Genomic DNA, 21,694 nt, shown 5'->3' with positions numbered 1-21,694 from the left:
GTCTTTTGATAAGGAGAACAAAAATGTCCGCTCATGATACGGTTTTGCTGGTTGTCGACGCTCAAGAGTCATTCCGCCACCGGCCTTATTATCGGGACGAAGAGGTTGGAGCCTATATCGAGCGCCAGCAGGCGTTGATTGATGGCGCCAAGCGCGCCGGTATTCCGGTGGTGCAGATTTTTCATGTCGAGAATGAAGGCCCATTCTCGGAAGCGTCGGGTCTGGTAAAGGCGATTTCGCCCCTGTCGATTGAACCGGATGCGGTTTTCCGCAAGCGTCGCCATAGTGCGCTCGTCGGAAGCGGGCTTGATGTCTGGCTGGTTGCCAACGGTATCCGTCGCGTGCTGGTTTCCGGCATTCGCACCGAGCAATGCTGCGAGACGACAACACGGCACGCATCGGATTTTGGTTATCATGTCGATTTCGTCAGTGAAGCGACATTGACCTTTCCTATGACGGATGCAACTGGCCGCGAGTGGAGCGCTGCCGACGTCAAGGCTCGCACCGAGCTTGTTCTGGCCAATCGCTTTGCCCGTATCGTAACCGTGGAACAGGCGCTTGCAGCGCCCGGAGAACGGAAGGCTGCATGAGTGGTCAGGTGGACATTGCCCGGATAGTTCCGGTTTATGTCGTCATCCCGCCGCGTGTGCTTTTGCTCGACGTGGCGGGACCACTGGAGGTTTTGCGCAAGGCAAATCTTGAACAGCATGAGGTACGCTTCGACGTTCATTATATTGGGCCTGCCCCAACCGCGCTCAGCTCCATCGGCCTGCCGGTGGCGGGCGTGGAGCCTTTGCCGGAGACGTTGCCGAGTGGTGCATTGGTCATTGTTTCAGGCGCCGCCGATGTTCCGCTCGGAAATGCGGAGATCGACCGATCCGCTGATGCCGTTCTGGAAAAAGAAATCGTTCTATGGCTTCGCCGGGCGGTGCGTCCCGGTGTGCGGCTGGTGACGATCTGTTCCGGTGCGCTGCTCGCGGCGCGCGCGGGGCTACTCGACGGCTATTCCTGTACCACGCACCACCAGACGCTTGGTGAACTTGAACGGCTTGCTCCAGCCGCGCGCGTGTATGAAAACAGGCTCTTCGTTGAAGATGGCGAGCGGCTGACGAGTGCAGGTATCACCGCAGGCATCGATCTGATGCTGCACGTCGTTGCGAGCATGACCGATCACGCCACGGCGCTGGCGGTTGCGCGCTATCTGGTCGTCTATCTGCGGCGCAGCGGCAATGATCCGCAGCTATCGCCCTGGCTTGAGGGGCGAAACCATATGAATCCGGTTGTGCATCGCGCGCAGGATGCCATCGCACACGATCCGGCGGCGGAATGGTCGGTGGAAAAACTGGCGGATATCGGCGGGGCGAGCCCACGCAACTTCTCACGCCTTTTCAATGAGTATGCCGGGATGACGGTGACCGACTATGTCAACCGGCTCAAGATCAGCCTCGCGCGCGAGATGCTTTTGCATTCCGGGCTTGATATCGAAAATGTCGCGACACAGGCCGGTTTTGCTTCTGCCCGGCAATTTCGTCGGGTCTGGCAACGCATCTACAATGAGCCGCCGAGCCGGGTTCGTATTGGGGCCTGACTATTCGCCAGCGGTGAAAAAGCGCCAGCTTCCGTCCGGCCCGATGCCGATGCTGTAGAAGATGTAACCACCTGCCTTCTTCATATCCTCGAAATCACCGGCGGTGACGATTTCGAAAAGCTCCACGATCTGGGGTGGTGTCAGCTTGTCGAGAGGCATGGCGTAAAAATAGGGCCAGACATACACCTCGTTATCCTTGCCTGCATTGAGATGCACATAGCCTGTGTCCAGAAGATCGACGATGATCGCCAGAACTTCACGGCCCGCTTCGTCGCCTGAGAGCGATTTGAGGAAATCGACTACGTCCTCCTCGTGGTCCTCCAGCGAGAACTGGGTGGCCTTGTCCTCGACGCCGAGAAGCGGCCGCAATTGTTCGATGTCACCGGAGCGGGCAGCTTGCAGCATGCGCTCGCGTGTCAACCGCACAGGTTCTGGCAGCTTGTCGAAATCCCGGTGGATTTCCGGCATGGGCTTGGAGGATGCCGCCGGAGCGGGCGCATTGTCAGGTGATACGCGTGGGACCGCGCGAGGAAGGACACCGGGCAGGGGAATGGGGGAAGAACTATCGCCCTCATCGGCAACCGCACGGGCACCGGGGCGTTGCAGAAAGTCTGACTGATCCGTCAGTGCGGCTGCAGGTAAAACAATGCCACAGGCCAGGAATATCCCGGCCAATAAAATTCGGAGCGAGGCGGAGTTCCAGATCAGGAATGACATGTGGCGCAAGAAGAGGGACGCCGGGAGGGAACTGCTGCGCCGGTCTGGTCCCGCGACCGGCGTTCTATCGATGCTACTGAAGAATGCGCTGTGGCAGGAAGGTTCCCGCTACAATCTGTTCGCGCATTTTTTCAATCAGTTCCAGCGCACAATCGTCGCCTGCTTCACGGATCAATTCGGTAAGCGCAGTGGTGAAGGCCGCTTCGGCAAGGATTTCCGGTTCGATACCTTCAGAGATACCGTCAGCCCAGGCCTCGCTGTGATATTCGATTGCGACGAGCTTCTTCTCGCGCGCAATCATTTCGTCCAGATCGGCCGGTGCATGTTCCATAGACTTCATCCTGGCTTTCGCCTTTCTGTTGCACAGTCGGCGTCTCACCGTTTTGCGGGAGCTCTACCACCTTGCAAGCTGTCTGCCTTCTTAAGACAGTGTTAACAGATTATCACAGATTTGAAGGAACTAATCCTGTCAATCCGCACAAGAGTGAATGATTGGTTAATTTCCATAGCGCGAGATGATCTCGTTCGACAAGTCCTCGCCTTCCTTCATGTAGCGATCAATCGCCGCAAGCGCTGAAGGGGTGCAGCGGGTGTAATTGTTGCTGAACACGCGATACCCATGGTTGAAGCTCGAAATGAGCCTCACCCGTTCAGCTTCGGAAGGCTTTTCCGCCGTCACAATCGCATCCATCCGATCGCGCCATTCGCTGCCAGCTTCGCCGCACAGATTGCGCAGATAGTGAAGCGAGCCAAGAATTTCGGCGAGCCGCAACATCTTCCCTTCATAGGGGGCGTCCTGAGCGGAAGCCGGGAACGCCGCCCCGACCCATAAAGCGATCGAGAAGCAGATAGCCGGTCGAAAAAACGGAATGCTTTTCAATCGAAAACCTCTCACCTGAACATGAGCTATTACCGGGAATAGGGGCCGCTTCAAGGCAGATCGCTAAACAGGATTAATATCGGAATTCTCGTCCTCAGTTTCTGCCACAGTGCGGGCAACATCGAGGGTGCTGTCCGTCACCTTTGCCGAAGCCATCTCTTCTATCGACAGCCAGTGGATGGATGCGGCGTCGTCTCCGGCTATTTCCTGACCTGAAACGTCCATAACCCGGAAGACGGACAAGTAGTAGCTCTTGTCATATGCTTGTCCCTCAAGCGCCAGATCCACGGTTATGACATGCGATAACGCCCTTGCATCGAGCGCTGTTTCTTCTTTGAGTTCACGGATCGCGGCTTGTTCGGGTGTTTCGCCCGGTTCGATACTTCCACCCGGAAAAGCAAGCCAGCCTTTCCACGGTTCTTTTCCGCGCTCGACCAGAAGGAAACGCCCTGCACGTCGGCAGATCAGCGAAACACCGTGAACCTTGGCAGGAATCGGAAATACGGGAACAGTTTTCATCATGCTAGAACTACACCAGTTGGCAATGGAAAAGCACCCCTTGACCGGCGTGGAAAAACACTAAACATGGCTGCCATGTGTGGACGTTTTTCATTGACAGCAAGCCGGGAAGAGCTGGAAGCCTTCGCGGCCGCATTGATCGCAGAGGATTTTCCTCCACGGTACAACATTGCTCCAACTCAGCCCATATTGACCATTATTGGCGGTGAAACGCCGCCGCCTGGCAGTAACAGGCCGGATCGTGTCGGGTTGCTGGTGCGCTGGGGTTTTGTACCGTCATGGGTTAAAGATCCGAACGACTGGTCACCCATGTTCAATATCCGCTCCGAGACGGCTGCGGAGAAGAATTCGTTTCGCGCCGCCCTGAACCACCGACGTGCCTTGATCCCGGCATCGGGCTTCTACGAGTGGCGTCGCGAGGGGAAGAATAAGGCTCAAGCCTATTGGGTGCGCCCGCGTGAACGCGGCATTGTCGCTTTTGGTGGTCTGATCGAGACATGGAGCAGCGCGGACGGATCGCAGATCGATACCGGAGGTATATTGACGACAAGCGCCAACGGCTTGTTGCGGCCGATCCATGAAAGGATGCCCGTCGTCGTGCAGCCGGAAGATTTTGCCCGCTGGCTCGATTGCAAGCGGTTTCTGCCGCGAGAAGTGGCGGATATTATGCGCCCGGCTCAGGATGATTTCTTTGAAGCGATACCGGTATCGGACAAGGTCAACAAGGTGGCAAACACGACGCCCGATTTGCAGGAGCGTGTCGAGGAACAAGTGCCTTCAGAGCATGCCGCACCGAAGCGAAAGAGCAGGCCCGAACCCGATGGTGGGCCCGATGACGGAAATGGCGGGCAGCTCTCGATGTTCTGATCGTGACCGCCAGTCTTGCTGGACTGGCGCTAATTGTTACGCACCCACCGACTCTGATCGCCAAGCCCGCACGGCTCGGCGCTGAACGACATCAGCCTATTCAGCCTGTCTTTTTGACGGCGAGAATAGAACGCCTGCGATTGTCGTTCCGACCGTCGCTGCTGCGCCGTGTTGCATTCAGCAATGCTGCAACTAGCACGGCAGGCCCGATTTCGCGGTATTTATCAACCAGTCGGTCTTGGCGGGGTTGCAGTTCACTCTTAGACATTGTTCATTCCTTTCGATAATGCCTGCTCACTATTTTGTGATTGATTGAGACCGAATGAAGGCTGTTTGGAGCCGGTTTTGCGGTTTTCCGGTTAACGCTGGAGAGGGCGCTCGCAGGTTGCAAAAATACAACAAGCGCAGCGATCCGGCTGTTTGCGGCAGGGCAGGGTGACTTTTGGAACAGGCACTTAGCGAAAGTTCTTGACGGACGTACTCCCGCTGAGGATAAGTGCAATTATGAAAACGCCGACCACGATCATTTGTATTTGTGCGATTATTATTGGCTAGCAGCCTGCTGGCCCGGCCGTTTTCGTCTCCCTTTCATAAAAATTGGATGATAACGCCCCGGGCTGTCGGCTGCGGTCAGTTGCGCACTGATTTCACAGGTCTTTTTGGGGAATATTTACAATGGCTTATGCGCCACAACTGCGTCTGTACAACACGCTGACCCGCACGAAGGAGGAGTTTTTTCCTCTCGATGCCGACAATGTGCGCATGTATGTCTGCGGACCGACGGTTTATGACTTCGCGCATATAGGCAACGCTCGACCGGTGATCGTTTTCGACGTGCTGTTCCGTTTGCTGCGTCATGTCTATGGTGCAGAGCACGTTACCTATGCGCGCAACATTACCGATGTTGATGACAAGATTAATGCGCGCGCCGTACGGGATTACCCAGACCTGCCGTTCAACGAAGCAATTCGCCGGGTGACCGAAAGCACCAATGCGCAGTTTCAGGCCGACGTAACCGCGCTGGGCAATCTACAGCCGAGCGTTCAGCCGCGAGCCACCGAGCATATGGATGAGATGCGCGCGATGATCGATCGTCTGGTGAAGCTCGGCGTGGCCTATGTGGCCGAGGACCATGTCCTCTTCTCGCCGTCTGCCATGAACGAACGGAAGGGGCCGCGCTACGGCGCTCTTGCCCGCCGCTCGCTGGACGAGATGCTGGCAGGTGCCCGCGTCGACGTGGCATCCTACAAGCGCGACGAAATGGATTTCGTCCTGTGGAAACCGTCGAAGGACGGCGAGCCGGGCTGGTCCTCGCCTGCGGGGATCAAGGTATTGGGTCGGCCGGGCTGGCATATTGAATGCTCGGCAATGGCAACGGCAAAATTGCTCGAACCGTTTGGCGGAGGGCTCAAATGCGATGATCCGCTGAAGAACCAGTTCGACATTCATGGCGGCGGTATCGATCTGGTCTTCCCGCATCATGAAAACGAAATTGCGCAATCTTGCTGCGCGTTCGGCACCGAGCGGATGGCAAGCATATGGATGCATAACGGCTTCTTGCAGGTCGAAGGGCAGAAGATGTCGAAATCGCTCGGCAACTTCATCACCATTCGCGATGTGCTGAATGAAGGCCTGCCGCAACTGGGTATGTGGGATGATGTCGATGCACATGATCGCTGGGTCGGTCTGGCGGCGCGCCTGTCGATGCTACAGACGCATTATCGAGAGCCGATCAACTGGACGGCACAGCGTCTGGCAGAATCCGCCGACGAGCTGCACCGCTGGTATGGCTTGCTGCGCGACAGGGATTTCGCATTGCCGAAAACACTGACCGCCGTTGGCGAGGTGGTCGAAGCCCTGTCTGACGATCTGAATAGCTGGACGGCGATTACGGCGTTGCGCAAGGCGTTCAAAGAGCGCGATGTCGCCGGGTTGGGCGAGGGCATGGCGCTGCTGGGCCTGTTTGATCCGCATTTCGTTTCGGCTGAAGACATTCCGGTTTTTGCAAAAGCCGATGTGGATGGTGAAGCCATCGAAGCACGTATCGCGGAACGCCTGCGCTTCATCAATGAGAAGAACTGGGCCGAGGCTGACCGCATTCGCGATGAACTGCTTCGCGAAGGTGTTCAGCTCAAGGATGGCAAGGACCCGGCAACGGGCGAACGCACAACCAGTTGGGATGTGGTAGGCTAACAAGCTTGCGGAGTAGGGAGGATGACATGACGCTTGATAACAAACCAATCTATACCGGCGGATGCCAGTGTGGTGCGGTTCGCTTTCGCGTCGACGGCGCGATGGGTTCCGCATCGATCTGCCATTGTCGGATGTGTCAGAAAGCATTCGGCAATTTCTATGCGCCGCTGGTGTCGGTGGAGAACGCGAAGCTGGAATGGACGCGCAACGAGCCGAAGCGATTCCGTTCGTCCAATCACGTGCAGCGGGGCTTTTGTCCTGAATGCGGCACACCGCTTACCTATGAAGCCCCTGACGGGGTCGCGCTTGCTATCGGCGCTTTCGATGCGCCGGAGGAAATTGAGCCGACGGTTCAATGGGGTATCGAGAAGCAACTGCCCTATGTGCCCGAGCTCGCTAATCTTCCCGGCTATACAACGGAACGCGATCCGGAGAGCATCGAATTTGTACGAACGATGATTTCCTATCAACATCCCGATTACGACACTGAGAGCTGGCCACAACAGCAAGGTTGACCAAGGTTGACCGGGGGCCGCATACCCACCGACAGGCAGGCAAAAATGGCGCGCGAACGCATCTATATCTACGACACTACGCTGCGGGACGGACAGCAGACACCCGGCATTGACTTCTCTGTGGAAGACAAAAAGTCGATTGTCGCTTTGCTGGAAGAGCTGGGCGTCGATTATGTGGAGGGTGGTTATCCGGGTGCCAACCCGACTGACACGGCGTTCTTCAAACGTCGCCAGACTGCACGCGCCAAGTTCGTGGCCTTCGGCATGACGAAGCGTGCGGGTGTCTCGGCATCCAACGATCCTGGTCTTTCCAGTCTGCTGCAGGCTTCAGCCGATGCTGTCTGTTTCGTCGCCAAAAGCTGGGACTATCATGTCCGTCTTGCGCTGGGCTGCACCAATGAGGAAAATCTGGAGTCAATTACGGCTTCGGTCACCGCAGCACGCATGGCAGGACGGGAAGCACTGGTCGACTGCGAGCATTTCTTCGATGGATATAAAGCCAATCCTGAATATGCGCTGGCCTGTGCCAAGGCGGCCTATTCAGCCGGTGCGCGCTGGGTTGTGCTGTGCGATACGAATGGCGGCACGCAACCATCGGAAGTGGCCGAAATCGTTACTGCCGTGACCGCTGTGGTTCCGGGTGAAAGCCTTGGCATCCATGCGCACAACGATACCGAGCAGGCGGTTGCCGTCTCGCTCGCGGCTATCGATGCGGGTGTTCGCCACGTGCAGGGTACGCTCAACGGTATCGGCGAACGCTGCGGCAACGCCAATCTCGTTTCGCTGATCCCGACACTTGCGTTGAAGCCATATTGGGCCGAGCGTTTTGAATTGGGTATCAAGCCTGCCGCGCTGAAGGGGATCACGCGGATCTCGCGAGCCTTCGATGACATTTTGAATCGTCCGCCGACAGAACAGGCGCCCTATACCGGCACTTCCGCTTTTGCGACCAAAGCCGGAATTCATGCTTCCGCTCTGCTCAAGGAACCGCAGACCTACGAGCATATACCGCCGGAAACAGTCGGCAACAGCCGGCGAGTTATGGTGTCGGATCAGGGCGGAAAATCCAACTTCATCGCCGAACTGGAACGCCGTGGTATCCGCGTTGCGAAGGACGATGTCCGTCTCGACACGTTGATCGCACTGGTCAAGGAACGCGAAGCCGAAGGCTATGCCTATGAAGGCGCGGATGCGAGTTTCGAGCTTCTCGCGCGCAATATGCTGACGCCGCAGCCGGAATTCTTCAAGGTCGAATCCTTCCGCTGCCTTGTCGAGCGGCGTTTCGATGCCAACGGCATGTTGAAGACCGTTTCGGAAGCCGTGGTCAAGGTGGAAGTCGATGGCGAGGTTCGCATGTCGGTCGCCGAAGGGCACGGCCCGGTCAACGCGCTCGATATTGCATTGCGTAAGGATCTTGGGCGTTTTCAGGCCGAGATCGAGGATCTTGAATTGGTGGACTTCAAGGTGCGTATCCTCAATGGTGGCACAGCCGCCATCACCCGCGTTCTGATAGAATCCGGAGACGCGACCGGCGCGCGCTGGCGCACGGTCGGCGTGTCGGACAATATCATCGATGCGTCCTTCCAGGCCCTGATGGATTCGGTCAACTACAAGCTGATGAAGAACCGTTCGATGGCCGGATTGGCTGCTGCCGAGTAAATCCATCTGTTCACGACGATTGATGCTTCGATCAGTTTAATTGAATGGATTTTATGGATTGTTGAGCGCATAGCAGGTGAAGTTCGATGCTTCGCCTGCCGCAACCGGCGCGCGGATAGCTTTAGTTTCGCCGAGGAGAGAGGCATGTCCGATCAGACCATCACCGATACGCGCCTGTCTGACGGGTCGCGCGGGTTTCTGATGGCCATCGCAGCCTACGGGCTCTGGGGTGCTCTGCCGTTCTATCTCAAGGCGCTCGGACACATTCCGGCAATGGAAGTCGTGTCGCATCGCGTGATCTGGTCGGTTCCGGTCGCGCTGGTGCTCCTGCTCTTGCTGGGGCAGTTCAAGGATATTCTCAATGCCGTGCGCCAGCCGCGCATGCTGGCCATGGCTGCTCTGACTGCCGGGCTGATTACCATCAACTGGTCGATCTATGTTTGGGCCGTTGCCCACGATCAGGTGATGGGTGCAGCACTTGGCTATTACATCAATCCGCTGTTCAATGTCGTGCTCGGCGGCCTCTTTCTCGGCGAAAGGCTGACCAGGGTTCAATATGTCGCTGTCGGATTGGCTTTCGCTGCGGTGCTGCTTCTGACCATTAACGCAGGCGGTCTGCCGTGGGTATCGCTGGTGCTGCCGCTGACTTTTGGCCTCTATGGTTTCTTCCGCAAATCACTGCCGATGCCGCCGCTACAAGGCTTCACGCTTGAAGTGCTTATCCTGTGCATCCCGGCGCTGGGCTATGTGCTGTGGCTGGCCGCAACCGGTCAGGACCATTTCTCCACCGGCCCGGCATTCAATGTAACGATGCTGCTTCTGGCAGGTCCATTCACGGCCATCCCGCTGATCCTCTATGCCGGTGGCGCGAAGCTGCTGCGCTATACGACGCTTGGCCTCATGCAGTACATGACGCCGACCATGTTGTTTTTCTTTGCGATTTTCATCTTTCATGAGCCGTTCTCGATGGCTCAGCTTGGTGCCTTCGCGCTGATATGGGCCGGGCTTGCGCTCTATACGTGGTCGATGCTGGTCGAACACCGCCGGGGCCAGGTCAAAGGCTGATATTCACAAATCACTGAATATGATTTTGTTCCGGTGGATATCTCGCCGGAAGCCTTATTTTGGCCGCTGTGTTTACCACTCTTCCGTCGATAATCCTGCGGCGGAGAAATATTCAAAATGATCTTCTGGTCAGCGCCAGCAAACGAACGACAAGTTGCTGCGACGGCGGAGCCAGACTTTGCGGCTTTTGGTGTGGCGTTGAAGAGCGAGCCGCTTTCCTCCCGCAGTTTGAAGCCCTTCCGGCAAGTCCGGTTTTCCCTGCATACTCATTTACGGTTTTGCCTGGCACTGATAGCCGCAACCGTCATGGCTGGAGGTGGGCTCCTGTTTACGACAGGTCGGCTGGTGCGCCACGGTCATGCAGCACAGCCCGTTATGGTCGACCCCGCTACCCTGGTTCAGCATCACGCCGCACAGAAAGAAGCGCGACTTGCGCCGACGGCAAGCGGCGACACGGCCAGCCGCATATCGCGGCGTATCGATATCGCCGAAGGTGTCGCGGACGGCGATGCGCGTCTATATACCTATCAGCACGTGGTTCTCGACGTGAAAGGCTCGAGCCGGGCTGCCATCGATGAGACGCTCCGCGCGGAGGTTTCCGCACCGAAATCCACGTCGAAGCAGCCCGAGGAGGAACTGGAGCGAGGCGTTCCGATCAATGTCAGTCTGGCCAAACCGGCTGTCGGAGCAGGAGCAAAGGTACACGAGATCATTGTGGCACCGCAGTCGCGCGAGCGGCTGGGCGCATTGTTGCAAGCGGCCGGCATCGCCGTTGAGGACAGCAAGCGTCTGGAAGAAGCCTTGGCACGAACAGAACTGGTGCCCGGCGATAATCTTGAACTGCTGGTCGACAAATCCAGGCAGCACACCGATGGAGAACAGCATATCGCGCTTGCACGTTTCGAGCATGGCGATATTGGCAAGGCCGTCTATGGGCGCGCCGACGATGGCGTTTTTCGCGCCACAGGCAATGAGCGCCTTTTTGCTCGGCTGTCGCGCGATGCGATGCTGACGGCATATCATCCGCAGAATGCGGTCAGCAAGAACGGCTCCATACCATCGCGGCTGGAGCAGGCAGGCGCGCCGAACACAATCGTCGACGAAGTTAAAAAGCTAGCCATACAGAACGGCGTTTCGCTGAAGGGCGCAAAAACTCCCGACCTGATCGACCTTCTTTTCCGCCAGAGTGCCGAGACGGAGCCGGAGCTGATTTTTGTCGAGTTTACGACGGACGGAAAAAGCCGCCGCCTATACCGCCATGAAGGCAATGGTGGTGCCGGCTACTTTAATGAAGACGGCTCGTCCATGACGAAATATCTGATGCAGAAGCCTCTGCCGAATGGCCGTCTCAATGATGGTTTCGGCTGGCGTATACATCCTGTTCTGCACGTTCGCAAACACCACAATGGTGTCGATTACGATGCGCCGATCGGCTCGCCCATCGTCGCAGCCGGAGACGGTGTGGTGGAGCTGATTTCGTATCAAAAGGGATATGGAAAATATGTCCGGATTCGCCATCAGGGCGGCTACAGCACGACCTATGCGCATCTCTCATCGGCTAAAGAAGGCTTGAAGGTCGGCGAGCACGTCAAGCAGGGAGAGGTTATTGCCTATGTCGGATCGACGGGCTACTCCACTGGTCCTCACCTCTATTATGAGCTCAAGGTCGGCGATCAATACGTCGACCCCTTGACGGCACGTCTCAACGCAGGTGAAAAACTGACCGGCTCATCCTTGAGCAGCTTCCGCGAAGAGATTGATCACGTGGGGCAGATCGTCAACGAAATGAAGTTGCCAGTCATGCCGCCTGCGCCCGAAACAGCAAAGACGGCCTCGGGAAAGAGTGGCCGTCACCACTGATTATTTTATCGGGCGATAGGCATTTGCCAGTGCGACGAATTCTTCGACACTGAGCGTTTCCGCCCGGCGTGTTCCGTCGATGCCTGTCTTTTCAAGGAGTTCGGCTCCGCCAACCGGTTTCAGGCTCTGGCGCAACATCTTGCGGCGTTGTCCAAAGGCGGCCTGCGTGATTTGCCCAAGTGCATTCGCATCGCAAGGCAGCGGATCTTCACGCGGGATGATATGGACCACCGACGACATGACCTTCGGTGGTGGAGTAAATGCCTGTGGAGGTACATCGAAGCTGATCTTTGAAATGGTTCTCCACCCGGCGAGCACACCCAGACGTCCATAATGATCGCTGTCAGGTGTCGCTACGATACGCTCGGCAACCTCCCGCTGGAACATCAAAGTCATGGACGAATAGAAGGGCGGCCAAGGCTCGACCAGCAACCAGTTGAGCAGCAACTGCGTGCCGACATTGTAAGGCAGATTGGCAACGATGCGCGGCTTTGGCCCGTCCGGAAACAAGACTGAGAAATCCTGCTCAAGGGCATCGCCGGAGATGATGCGCAGACGACCCGGATAATGCGCCTCGATCTCGGCGAGCGCATCCAGGCATCGTTCATCGCGTTCGATTGCGGTAACATAAGCGCCTTGTGCAAGAAGGGCGCGGGTCAGGCCACCGGGGCCGGGGCCGACTTCGATAACAGGCTGGTCCTGCAGATTACCGGCCTGTCGGGCGATTTTCGATGTCAGGTTGAGATCGAAAAGAAAATTCTGGCCAAGCGATTTCTTCGGCATCAGATCGTGCCGTTCGATTACCTCGCGAAGCGGGGGAAGACCGTCAATACTCATAAGCGTCCATTGGCTGCATTTTCAGCCAGTTCCTGTGCAAGACGGATGGCAGCGACAAGGCTGTCCGGTCGGGCGATGCCTTGGCCTGCAATGTCGAAAGCCGTGCCATGATCCGGCGATGTGCGAATGAAGGGAAGCCCCAGGGTCACATTCACCGTCTCATCGAAAGCCAGCGCTTTGGCAGGAATAAGGGCCTGATCGTGATACATGCAGATCGCGGCGTCATAGGTCGCACGGGCCGGGGCATGAAACATCGTATCGGCGGGAAGGGGACCACGAGCATCTATCCCTTCGCGGCGCAACGCCTCGATTGCGGGAAGGACAATGGCATCGTCCTCTTTGCCCAAGGCTCCGCCTTCACCCGCATGCGGGTTAAGCCCGGATATGGCTAGACGCGGCGATTGGATACCAAAGCGTTCTCGCAACTCGGTGGCAGTGATCCGCGAAACTTCGATAATATCCGCTGTACTCAAACGGACAGGCACTTCTGAAAGCGGGATATGTATGGTGACTGGAACGGCACGAAGCTGCGGCCCCGCCAGCATCATGACTGGCGTGACGGGGTTACCCAGATGCTTGCTTGCAAGTTCCGCAAGAAATTCCGTATGGCCCGGATGCCGAAATCCTGCTTCGTAAAGCGGCTTCTTTGAAATTGGGCAGGTAACGACTGCCGAAGCCTCGCCGTTCAGCGTGAGCTCAACCGCTCGCTCGATGGCCTCGATGATGCCCGCAGCGTTTTCCATCAAGGGTTTGCCGACGCTGTCCGTCAGCCTGTTTTTGAGCGGGAGAACCGGCAGTATGTGCGAAAATACGCGGTTTGCCGCAGCCGTAGTGGAGATAACCTCAATCTCGACATCCACCCCGAGATATCGTGCACGCTCGGAAAGTTGCTGCGGATCTGCCAGCAGTGCGAAGGGCGGTAGTGAAAGTTCGCTGCGCCGCAGCCAGGCTGCAAGCGCGACGTCAGGGCCTATGCCTGATGGGTCGCCAATGCTGATAGCGAGGGGAGGAACGGGTTCTGCGGACATCGCGTCGATATTCCAATGAATACGGATGAGGCCGTCTAGAGCGCATCCCGAAAACTGTGAAATCATTTTCGAAAAGATGCGTTTCAAAACAAATGGTTGGAACTTCGACCTGATTTAATCAGATCGAAGTTCCAACGGAATTAGCGATTAACGATTTTCGCCTTTTCGCGCAGTTCCTTAAGATACTTGGTGCTGAGCTCCTCAGCCTTCTTTTCCTGGCCAGAAGCGGAATCAGCCCCTTCCATGGAGAAGACGAGCTGGGCGACGCGATCATCCGAAATCTGCCGGGTTGAGCAGACAGCCAGGAATTCGACGCCCTTTTCGGTTTCCTGCGGTGGCGTGGTGCCTCCGACCGATGTTGCCTTGACGGCTTTCGCCCATTCGCCCGGCAATTGCTGCTCGATAATGCGACCGAGATCGCGAACAGTAACGTCAAGAATGCCCTTGGCCTGTTGACGGGTTGCATCGCAGCTCTGGAAACGAGAGCGGAGTGCGTTGGCTTCCTGCTTGCGCTTGGAAAGCAGGCCGGGAGAGCGCTTGGAGGCGGGCACCACGAAAATGACCTGCTGGAGGCGATATTCGGTGGCCACAGGCTTCTTGCCGCCATCTTTCAGCATGCGCTGAACGGCTTCCTGTTCGCTGACCATGCCGGTTGCACGGAAGCGGGCACTGACGAGGCGGCCCCAGCCCATCTGGACCATGATGTATTTCTTGAAATGATCCGGCGTAACGCCCGACTGGTTCATCAACTGATTAAGCTGTGCCAGGCTCATTTTGTTACGGCTGGCAAATCCGGCATAAGCCTCATCGACCTGTTGGTCGGAAATGTTAATGCTGCGCGATTTCATCTCGATGCGCTTCAACATTTCATCGGTCAGCTCTTGCTTGGCAATCTGGCTGAGATTGCCGCCTTTGCGCTGAAGCTTCAAAAAGGCCACGCGGTGCTGAATATCGCTGTTTGTGATGGCGTTGCCGGAGACGATGACTTTGACCTCGGAACCTGCACCCGCAGCGAATGCTGGAACCGCAACCGTTCCAAGCGTCGTCAGGCAGACTGCGGCGCTCAGCATGGAGGCGAAGAGAGGTCTTGCAATCATCATCTTTCTTTCCCGATTCCTTCCGGTCGACGAACGACAATCCTTACCGGACGTATCCCATTATAGTCATTGCCGCTATTCAGCCCCACAAGCAATCATATCAGCGGCTGATCATAAGCTGCCTGTATAGATGAGCTAGTGCGGCGAAACAATGACCCAAAAGCTATTTTACGAAGCTTGTATCGTCTGAATACTACAGAAAGGAAGCCAATTGAGCTCTGATGTGCAAATTTCTTTATCGAATTAAATTGGAAAGACCGGAAGCATTTCCAACGCTTCCGGTCCGTCAAGTTTAGAAAGTCTGATTACCGCTGCCTATGTCACCCAAAGTGCGGAGCGAAATGTTGAAGCCAATGCTATGCGAGGGCTTATTCTCTATACCTTCAACCTTCGGATTGCGCGTCTGCACATAAGCCATTGAGTACGTGAAACATTCATCATCGTAAGCGAGGCCAGCTGATGCTCTAACCAGTGTCTCCGACACCATGTCGTAGGTTCCAGAGCCAAATACGCGCCAGTTTGTATTGACACGCGCTGTTGCCGCACCGGTAACTTCCTGACGGAGGTCGGAGTAACCATAAGCCGGTTGTGGGGCGATATAGGCATATTGCGCGGAAACCGTCAGCTTCTGCCAGCTCTGCTGGGCTTCAAGCTCCCCACGCTGAACAGAGAAACTTTCCTTGTCGAAACGGCCGCGGGCAGCCAGGGCGAGACCTGTCGAGTTCGATGTGCCGATCATGGCGACATAATCGGAACGTGCATCCTGCAGACCGGAGTCTGCACCGACATTCACGAAATCGCTGGTGCCGTAAGAGTTTACGCCGCCAAGCTGGAATGACTGACCGCCGAGGGCATAAAGAGCCCAGTCGCTGTTGTTGAAGTTGCCCGAATAGCGCAGGCCGAGATTGGCGCGGGTGCCACCTTCAACGCGGTCATAACCCGAGAACTTGTCGCGCGAAAACAGGTTCGTAGCGTCGAAGACAAAGCTCTGAGCGTCTTCATTCGGCAACTCGCCCGCATAGCGCTCGTTGTTGCGAACATAAAGCTGAGCAATCGGTTCGATTATATGGGTCGAGCTTGTGGTCGAAAACAGGATCGGCCAGCGCAGTTCAAGTCCGGCGGTTGCCATGGCACGTAAGGCTTCCGAGCGCACGAGTGCGTCCGTATAGCCAGCAGACGCGGGATCGAAATTCGTATTGGCGCTGATGGCGTCACCGCGCAGTGCCAGCAACGGTGTGATGACCAAGCCAGCAGGCGTGATAAATGTGCGCTTCCATTCCGCTTCGGTGGTCAGGCGAACATTCGTGCCACTAAATCCCGGAATACGAGCATAGTACGGCAAACCATTGTTCGGGTTCACTGTATAGTTCGCATTCTGTCGATACAATGCCTGCAGATTGGCATTGAAATTCAGTTCGCCGCCATAAACCGGATCGGGCATCGTGTAGGAATAATCGAGACTCGGGAAAACCCAAGGCTGCTTCGAATGCATTTCGTAGTCTTTGTAAACGTCCGTAACCGGATATGATTCTTGGACGTTGAACCGGTAGAAGTTGAGATCGAAATAATTGCGATTGTTAACGCCGGTCAGATAAATCTTAGATATCTGCGTCTGAGCGTTATAACCCTCAATACCGTATGTGCGGCTGAAATTCCGATCGGTTTGTGCCATCACATCCCAACCGAAACGCCAGCGCGAATTGAGCTCAAAATCGCCTTTTGAGGCGACCATGCCACGATTATCTTCGTATCGATCAATAGAATCTATACTAAATTCTTCAGGCTTACTCTGGTGAATGCCGGCGATGCGAAGATTATATGTGCCGTTTTCAAGGCGGTGACGCCATTCGGCTTCAGTCAGGAAGCCCTGCTTCGTGTAATAGGTCGACGAAAGGGTAACGTCGTAATTCGGGGCGAGTGCCCAGAAATACGAGTTCTTGATGCCAAAGCCGAGATCATCCTTGTACGCGAAACCCGGAAACAGGAAGCCGCTTTTGCGCTTCACCGTCGGATCGGCCATTTCGAATGCCGGGAACCAGGCAAGCGGCATGCCGAAAAACTCAAAGCGACCACGCTCGAAACGAACCGTCTTCGTCGTGCTGTTCCAGATGATCTTGCGCGCCTTGATCTGCCAGAGAACAGGCTTGTCCGGGTTCTTGGCGCAGGGTTCGCAGGCCGTATAGACGCCGTTGTTGAACGTCGTGATCTCGCCGTTGCTGCGTTCAGCGCTTTCAGCCGCAAAGCGGGTATTATCCGTCGTCTCGACGCGAAGGCCATTTACGAAGCCGTCACGGAAACTGTCGGTGATATCCATATGGTCGGAGTAAATCTTGTTGCCGTCGCGCTCGACGATCTCAACATTCCCCGTCGCGGTCATGCGCCGCGTCTGCTGATTATAGGTTACCTTGTCGGCAACGAGATGATTGCCGTCATACTCGATACGCACCTTGCCCTGAGCGGTTACGGTGTTCACATCGCGATCATAGACAAGCTCGTTTGCTTGCAGAAGCATGCGCGCATTCGGGTCGCTCTGATAATTGGCTCCGAGCGCTTCCTGTGCCGATGCAGGTGAGGGCAGGGCTGCGACAGAAATGAAAGGTAAAGCAAGGACGCACGCCATGGCAGTCCCGCGCGCAAGGCGCAAGAGCGAATGGGGCAATACCATGCGGGCGTTACTCGAACCCACTAACCATCCTCCTTATGCAACAGAAAGGAGACACCTAAGAATGTCGCGATAATAACTGGAACCCAGGCAGCCACGAACGGCGGAACGAATCCCGCATTCCCGAATGCCTTCACGAGCACCGAAACGACATAAAGCATGAAGCCTGCGATAACGCCACCCAGAATCATAGCTCCTGACTGACCAAACCGCACAAATTTCAACGACACTGTTGCAGCAATGAGAGTCATCGCCATCAGCAATGCCGGCAGTGCCAGAAGTGACTGGTATTGCATGTCAAATGCGTTTGCGGAGTAACCAAAGGAACGGGCGACTTCGATCTTGTGGCGCAACTGCGTGAAGGGAATGGTGTCAGGCGTCGCGAGCTTCTCTTCCACATATTCGGGACGCAGTTGCGTCTCTATCTGGAAACTCGCCATTTTCTGGGGCTCTTCACCGCGCGCGAATCGCGTCACGTCGGTGAGCTCCCAGTAACCGTCCTTCAGCCGCGCGGTTCGCGCGTCATAGCGTTCCTTGATATTCTTCTTTTCATCGAACTGAATGAATGTTGCATCAGCAAGCGTAGCTCCCTGATCCAGAATGCCTTTTGCGCCGATGATGGTTTCACCCTCATCGGTCTTCTGACGCAGCCAGGGATCACGCAGCGCGGATACGTCGGTAACCTTGCCGGACTTCCACGTCGAGGCAATTTCATCGGCCTTGGCAAAACCGTAAGCCGCGAACGGATTGAGAATGAAGATCGTGGCGAGGCCAAACAGGAAGGCGCCGAAGCAGGCAGGCAATAGGAACTGCCAGGCGGAAACGCCGACGGAACGCGCAACGACGAGTTCGTATTTTCTATTCAGCGATATGAGCGTCGCCATTGCGGAGAACAGGGCAACGAACGGAATCATCTGCTGCATGATGAAGGGGACGCGCATGGCGGAAAGTCCAAGCGCCGCCCACACCGAATAATCCGGCAGGTTTGATAGCTTGCTCGCATTCTCGGTAAAATCGAGAAGCAATGACAATGCGAAAATGCCGAGCAGAAAATAGAGCGTGATCTGCACATAGCGGATGAAGAAATAGCGTCCGAGTGTCCAGCCGATCATGCCTGTCCTCCGGCATTGTTGCGTGGACGTCCGGTGAAACGGGCGTAGAGTTCCGAAACGCGCTTTCTCAAGCTGTCGAAACTATCCAGAATGCGGTCGTTCCATTTGTCAGGCAGGCCGATCCGTCGTCCGGTGGCGAGCGCAAAGCCTGTCACGAGAATGACGGCGGCAGGCACGAGATACATGACGACGATATAGCCTGCATCCTTGTCAGCCCGATCCGATGCGAAATAGCCTGCCCAATAGACAAGAAGGGCGGTGCTGATTGCCGAGAAGGATGCGGAGACACGCGCTTCACGATGCGAACGGGAATCGCCCGCGAACGCCAGTGCGATCATCGCAAAGACAACCGGGTAGAGCCATTGCGTCAGACGCCGGTGCAATTCGGCCTTATAGCGTAGCGGTCGGGTTTGAAGGGTCGGGTCGTTCGGGTCCGGGTTCAACAGATAGGAAAGCGGACGGTCCTTTGCATAGATGACGAAATCGTCACCTGCCGAGGCGAACTGGCTGAGGTCGAACGCGTAGGAATTGAACTTGATGATCGAAACGGTGCCATCCGACACGTCCCGCCGTTGCACCTCGCCGTTCTGCATCAGCAGCATGTCGCCGGTTGGCGTCGAAGCAATCGCGCCATCCGCAGCATAATAGATGAGGTCGAGTGACGGATCGCGGGAATCGGCAATGAAAAGCCCGCCGATGCTGCCGTCGGCACGTCGTTCCGCGACCTGAATGTAAAGATTATCCGCCAGCTTACGGAAATTGCCTTCCTGAACGATGACATTCATCAGGTCGGCGCTGGCATTGGCGATCATCGCGCGCATGTTCATGCGCGCATAGGGATCGACATAATTGGCGACGAGAAACGACACGACGGAAATAACGGCCGCAAGAATCAGAATAGGCCGCATGACCGCGCTGCGCGGTGCGCCTGAAGCATTGATGACGACCAGTTCGGAATCCTGGTTCATCGTCGAAAGCGTCTGTGTGATGGCAATAATCAGCGCAAACGGCATCACGAGAGGAATGGCTGACGGAATCAAAAGCGAGCTGAACTGAACGATAGTCTGGAATGTCTGTCCGCTTGTGGTCAGAAAGTCGATGCGCTGGAGCACCTGTACTGTCCAGGTAATGCCCACTGCCGCACCAAGCACTGCAAGGAACATGATCGCCACCCGGCGCAAGATGTACAACTCAATCAATCGCATAGGTAGAGTCTACATCCCGGTTCCGTTGAGGGAGCACGCATCCGAAAAAGGCTGCAGCACTCGTGATAATCACTAAACTTAATGACGCTTGGCTAAGATTGGCCCAATAAACGCGGTTAACAGATTACTAAATGCAACTCGAAGACGCCAGCTCTGCTGTTCCCACTGATGGGCATTGTTAATGAGCGATGCGTTGGCTCAAGGCAACCAGTTTTTGCCCGGAACGAGGAAGACGGGTTTGCAATTGCTTCCTGCACGGTTTTCCTCGGGCTAAAACTGGCACAATCTGGCATCCACTCTTGCTGTTTCGCCATATTCGTCTCACATGAGTGGGGAAAAGTCGCGACACAATCGTGTCATTCTCAAATCGACATCAAGTTTGGAGTTGTCATGTCTAAACGTCCTTCGATCTCTTTCAGCGATTTTGCAGTACCGGAAAAAGGCGTGTCCATCGTCCTGGTCGCCAAAGGTGGCGGCTTTGCTGACGAAGCGGCTCAGGCTGCTGGCGGGGCGGAAAAGATCAAGCGTATCGCCGAAATTTCCGGATTTACCGGTGCTTTGGGCAAGACGGCCGAAGCGATCGAAACAACTTCCAGCGGTGTCGACAAGATCGTTCTGGTTGGCGTTGGCGAGCCCGGTAAGCTTGGCAATGACGATTGGCTGAAGATCGGCGGCGCAGCGTTTTCACGAATCGGCAAGGCGGAGCGCGCAACCGTGACACTTGCACTGCCTGAAACCACTATCGCTGGTGACGAGGCAGCAGATCTGGCGCTTGGCATGATTCTGCGCTCATACAAGTTCGAACGCTACAAGACGCGCAAGAACAACGAGGAAAATGGCGATCCGAAACACGCAGCGAAGATCAGCATCTGCGTTGCGGACCCTCATACTGCGAAGCGGGCTTTCGAAGTTGCCGAAGCGGTGGCGGATGGCGTCATCCAGGCGCGCAATCTCGTTAACGAGCCTGCGAATATTCTCGGCCCGGTAGAATTCGCACAGGAAGCTGAAAAGCTCGGAAAGCTTGGCGTGAAGGTCGAAATCCTCGGCGAGAAGGAAATGAAGAAGCTCGGTATGGGCGCGCTTCTGGGCGTGGCACAGGGTTCCGTTCGCCCGCCGCGACTGGTTGTCATGGAATGGCAGGGCGCGAAGAGCAAGGAAAAGCCGGTTGCTTTCGTCGGCAAAGGCGTCGTGTTCGATACAGGCGGTATTTCCATCAAGCCGGCTTCCGGCATGGAAGACATGAAGGGGGACATGGGCGGCGCGGCAGCCGTCACGGGCCTGATGCGCGCTCTGGCCGGTCGCAAGGCAAAGGTCAACGCCATCGGCATTATCGGCCTTGTCGAAAACATGCCGGACGGCAATGCACAGCGTCCGGGCGACATCGTGACATCCATGTCGGGGCAGACGATTGAAGTTATCAATACCGATGCCGAAGGTCGCCTCGTCCTCGCCGATGCACTGCACTACACAAATGACCGTTTCAAGCCGCGTTTCATCATCAATCTGGCCACCCTCACGGGTGCGGTCATGGTCGCCCTTGGCCAGTATCATGCAGGTCTCTTCTCCAATGACGACGAACTTGCGGATCAGCTTTACGATGCGGGCCAGTCGACCGGTGAAAAGCTGTGGCGTCTGCCGCTCGGTACCGAATACGACAAGATGATCGATTCGAAGTTTGCCGATATGAAAAACAGTGCTGGTCGTTATGGCGGAGCCGTCACGGCAGCACAGTTCCTGAAGCGTTTTGTTGGCGAAACCCCTTGGGCGCATCTCGACGTGGCCGGGACGGCTATGGGGTCGCCCGCAAACGAGTATAGCCAGACTTGGGCTTCCGGTTATGGCGTTCGTCTGCTCGACCGTCTTGTCCGGGATCATTTCGAAAGCTAAAAC

General features: G+C 56.2%; 20 protein-coding genes. 9 read left to right on the top strand and 11 right to left on the bottom strand.

Annotated elements, in window-relative coordinates:
* Positions 1–23: 23 nt before the first annotated feature.
* Together ACYSN1_RS03440 and ACYSN1_RS03435 are read left to right on the top strand one after the other, a co-directional pair.
* Positions 24–590, top strand: a complete 567-nt coding sequence (locus ACYSN1_RS03440) for an isochorismatase family protein (protein ID WP_461724394.1) — start codon at positions 24–26, stop codon at positions 588–590.
* On the top strand, positions 587–1,588 hold the full coding sequence (locus ACYSN1_RS03435; protein ID WP_461724393.1) for a GlxA family transcriptional regulator: 1,002 nt from the start codon (positions 587–589) through the stop codon (positions 1,586–1,588). Before ACYSN1_RS03440 ends, ACYSN1_RS03435 begins: the two co-directional genes overlap by 4 nt.
* Here ACYSN1_RS03435 and ACYSN1_RS03430 read toward each other — a convergent pair whose 3' ends face one another.
* The 4 genes from ACYSN1_RS03430 to ACYSN1_RS03415 form a co-directional block, all read right to left on the bottom strand.
* Positions 1,589–2,305 carry a hypothetical protein gene (locus tag ACYSN1_RS03430; protein WP_461725266.1) on the bottom strand — a complete coding sequence of 239 codons (717 nt, stop codon included), beginning with the start codon at positions 2,303–2,305 and terminating at the stop codon, positions 1,589–1,591.
* 73 nt (positions 2,306–2,378) lie between these two features.
* Positions 2,379–2,636: a hypothetical protein gene (locus ACYSN1_RS03425; RefSeq protein WP_461724392.1), complete on the bottom strand. Its 258-nt coding sequence runs from the start codon at positions 2,634–2,636 to the stop codon at positions 2,379–2,381.
* 165 nt (positions 2,637–2,801) lie between these two features.
* Positions 2,802–3,176 carry a TIGR02301 family protein gene (locus ACYSN1_RS03420; protein ID WP_461725265.1) on the bottom strand — a complete coding sequence of 125 codons (375 nt, stop codon included), beginning with the start codon at positions 3,174–3,176 and terminating at the stop codon, positions 2,802–2,804.
* Positions 3,177–3,248: 72 nt separating this feature from the next.
* Complete coding sequence (locus tag ACYSN1_RS03415; protein ID WP_461725264.1) at positions 3,249–3,704, bottom strand: NUDIX hydrolase; 456 nt, start codon at positions 3,702–3,704, stop codon at positions 3,249–3,251.
* A gap of 75 nt (positions 3,705–3,779) precedes the next feature.
* Between ACYSN1_RS03415 and ACYSN1_RS03410 the strand changes: the two genes are divergently transcribed.
* Entirely contained in the window at positions 3,780–4,571 is a 792-nt protein-coding gene (locus ACYSN1_RS03410) for an SOS response-associated peptidase (RefSeq protein ID WP_461725263.1), read from the top strand.
* Positions 4,572–4,671: 100 nt separating this feature from the next.
* On the opposite strand, the gene ACYSN1_RS03405 is transcribed toward ACYSN1_RS03410, so the two are convergent.
* A complete protein-coding gene (locus ACYSN1_RS03405; RefSeq protein ID WP_010661656.1) occupies positions 4,672–4,839 on the bottom strand; it encodes a hypothetical protein in 168 nt (55 codons plus the stop codon).
* Between the two features lie 407 nt (positions 4,840–5,246).
* Between ACYSN1_RS03405 and cysS the strand changes: the two genes are divergently transcribed.
* The 5 genes from cysS (at position 5,247) to ACYSN1_RS03380 (ending at position 11,863) form a co-directional block, all read left to right on the top strand.
* Entirely contained in the window at positions 5,247–6,764 is a 1,518-nt protein-coding gene (gene cysS / locus ACYSN1_RS03400; protein WP_461724391.1) for a cysteine--tRNA ligase, read from the top strand.
* 26 nt (positions 6,765–6,790) lie between these two features.
* On the top strand, positions 6,791–7,279 hold the full coding sequence (locus ACYSN1_RS03395; RefSeq protein ID WP_461724390.1) for a GFA family protein: 489 nt from the start codon (positions 6,791–6,793) through the stop codon (positions 7,277–7,279).
* Positions 7,280–7,324: 45 nt separating this feature from the next.
* Complete coding sequence (gene cimA / locus ACYSN1_RS03390) at positions 7,325–8,938, top strand: citramalate synthase (protein WP_109987983.1); 1,614 nt, start codon at positions 7,325–7,327, stop codon at positions 8,936–8,938.
* 144 nt (positions 8,939–9,082) lie between these two features.
* A complete protein-coding gene (gene rarD, locus ACYSN1_RS03385; RefSeq protein WP_461724389.1) occupies positions 9,083–10,003 on the top strand; it encodes an EamA family transporter RarD in 921 nt (306 codons plus the stop codon).
* A 117-nt stretch (positions 10,004–10,120) separates the two neighbouring features.
* On the top strand, positions 10,121–11,863 hold the full coding sequence (locus ACYSN1_RS03380; RefSeq protein WP_461724388.1) for a peptidoglycan DD-metalloendopeptidase family protein: 1,743 nt from the start codon (positions 10,121–10,123) through the stop codon (positions 11,861–11,863).
* Here ACYSN1_RS03380 and rsmA read toward each other — a convergent pair whose 3' ends face one another.
* The 6 genes from rsmA to lptF all read right to left on the bottom strand — a co-directional run bounded on the left by rsmA (position 11,864) and on the right by lptF (position 19,804).
* A complete protein-coding gene (gene rsmA / locus ACYSN1_RS03375) occupies positions 11,864–12,700 on the bottom strand; it encodes a 16S rRNA (adenine(1518)-N(6)/adenine(1519)-N(6))-dimethyltransferase RsmA (RefSeq protein WP_461724387.1) in 837 nt (278 codons plus the stop codon).
* Complete coding sequence (gene pdxA, locus ACYSN1_RS03370) at positions 12,697–13,728, bottom strand: 4-hydroxythreonine-4-phosphate dehydrogenase PdxA (RefSeq protein ID WP_461724386.1); 1,032 nt, start codon at positions 13,726–13,728, stop codon at positions 12,697–12,699. Before pdxA ends, rsmA begins: the two co-directional genes overlap by 4 nt.
* A 140-nt stretch (positions 13,729–13,868) precedes the next feature.
* Positions 13,869–14,828, bottom strand: coding sequence for a peptidylprolyl isomerase (locus ACYSN1_RS03365; RefSeq protein ID WP_461724385.1), 960 nt, complete (start codon positions 14,826–14,828; stop codon positions 13,869–13,871).
* A gap of 289 nt (positions 14,829–15,117) precedes the next feature.
* Complete coding sequence (locus ACYSN1_RS03360) at positions 15,118–17,490, bottom strand: LPS-assembly protein LptD (protein ID WP_461725262.1); 2,373 nt, start codon at positions 17,488–17,490, stop codon at positions 15,118–15,120.
* Between the two features lie 20 nt (positions 17,491–17,510).
* On the bottom strand, positions 17,511–18,599 hold the full coding sequence (gene lptG / locus ACYSN1_RS03355) for an LPS export ABC transporter permease LptG (RefSeq protein WP_461724384.1): 1,089 nt from the start codon (positions 18,597–18,599) through the stop codon (positions 17,511–17,513).
* Positions 18,596–19,804: an LPS export ABC transporter permease LptF gene (gene lptF, locus ACYSN1_RS03350; RefSeq protein ID WP_461724383.1), complete on the bottom strand. Its 1,209-nt coding sequence runs from the start codon at positions 19,802–19,804 to the stop codon at positions 18,596–18,598. The genes lptG and lptF overlap by 4 nt, the downstream gene beginning before the upstream one ends.
* Before the next feature lie 390 nt (positions 19,805–20,194).
* Between lptF and ACYSN1_RS03345 the strand changes: the two genes are divergently transcribed.
* Entirely contained in the window at positions 20,195–21,691 is a 1,497-nt protein-coding gene (locus ACYSN1_RS03345) for a leucyl aminopeptidase (RefSeq protein ID WP_461724382.1), read from the top strand.
* Positions 21,692–21,694 lie beyond the last annotated feature (3 nt).

The organism is Brucella sp. LJL56 (assembly GCF_054871705.1).
Note: the sequence above shows the minus strand (reverse complement) of the source record. Positions and strands in the feature narration are given on the sequence as shown.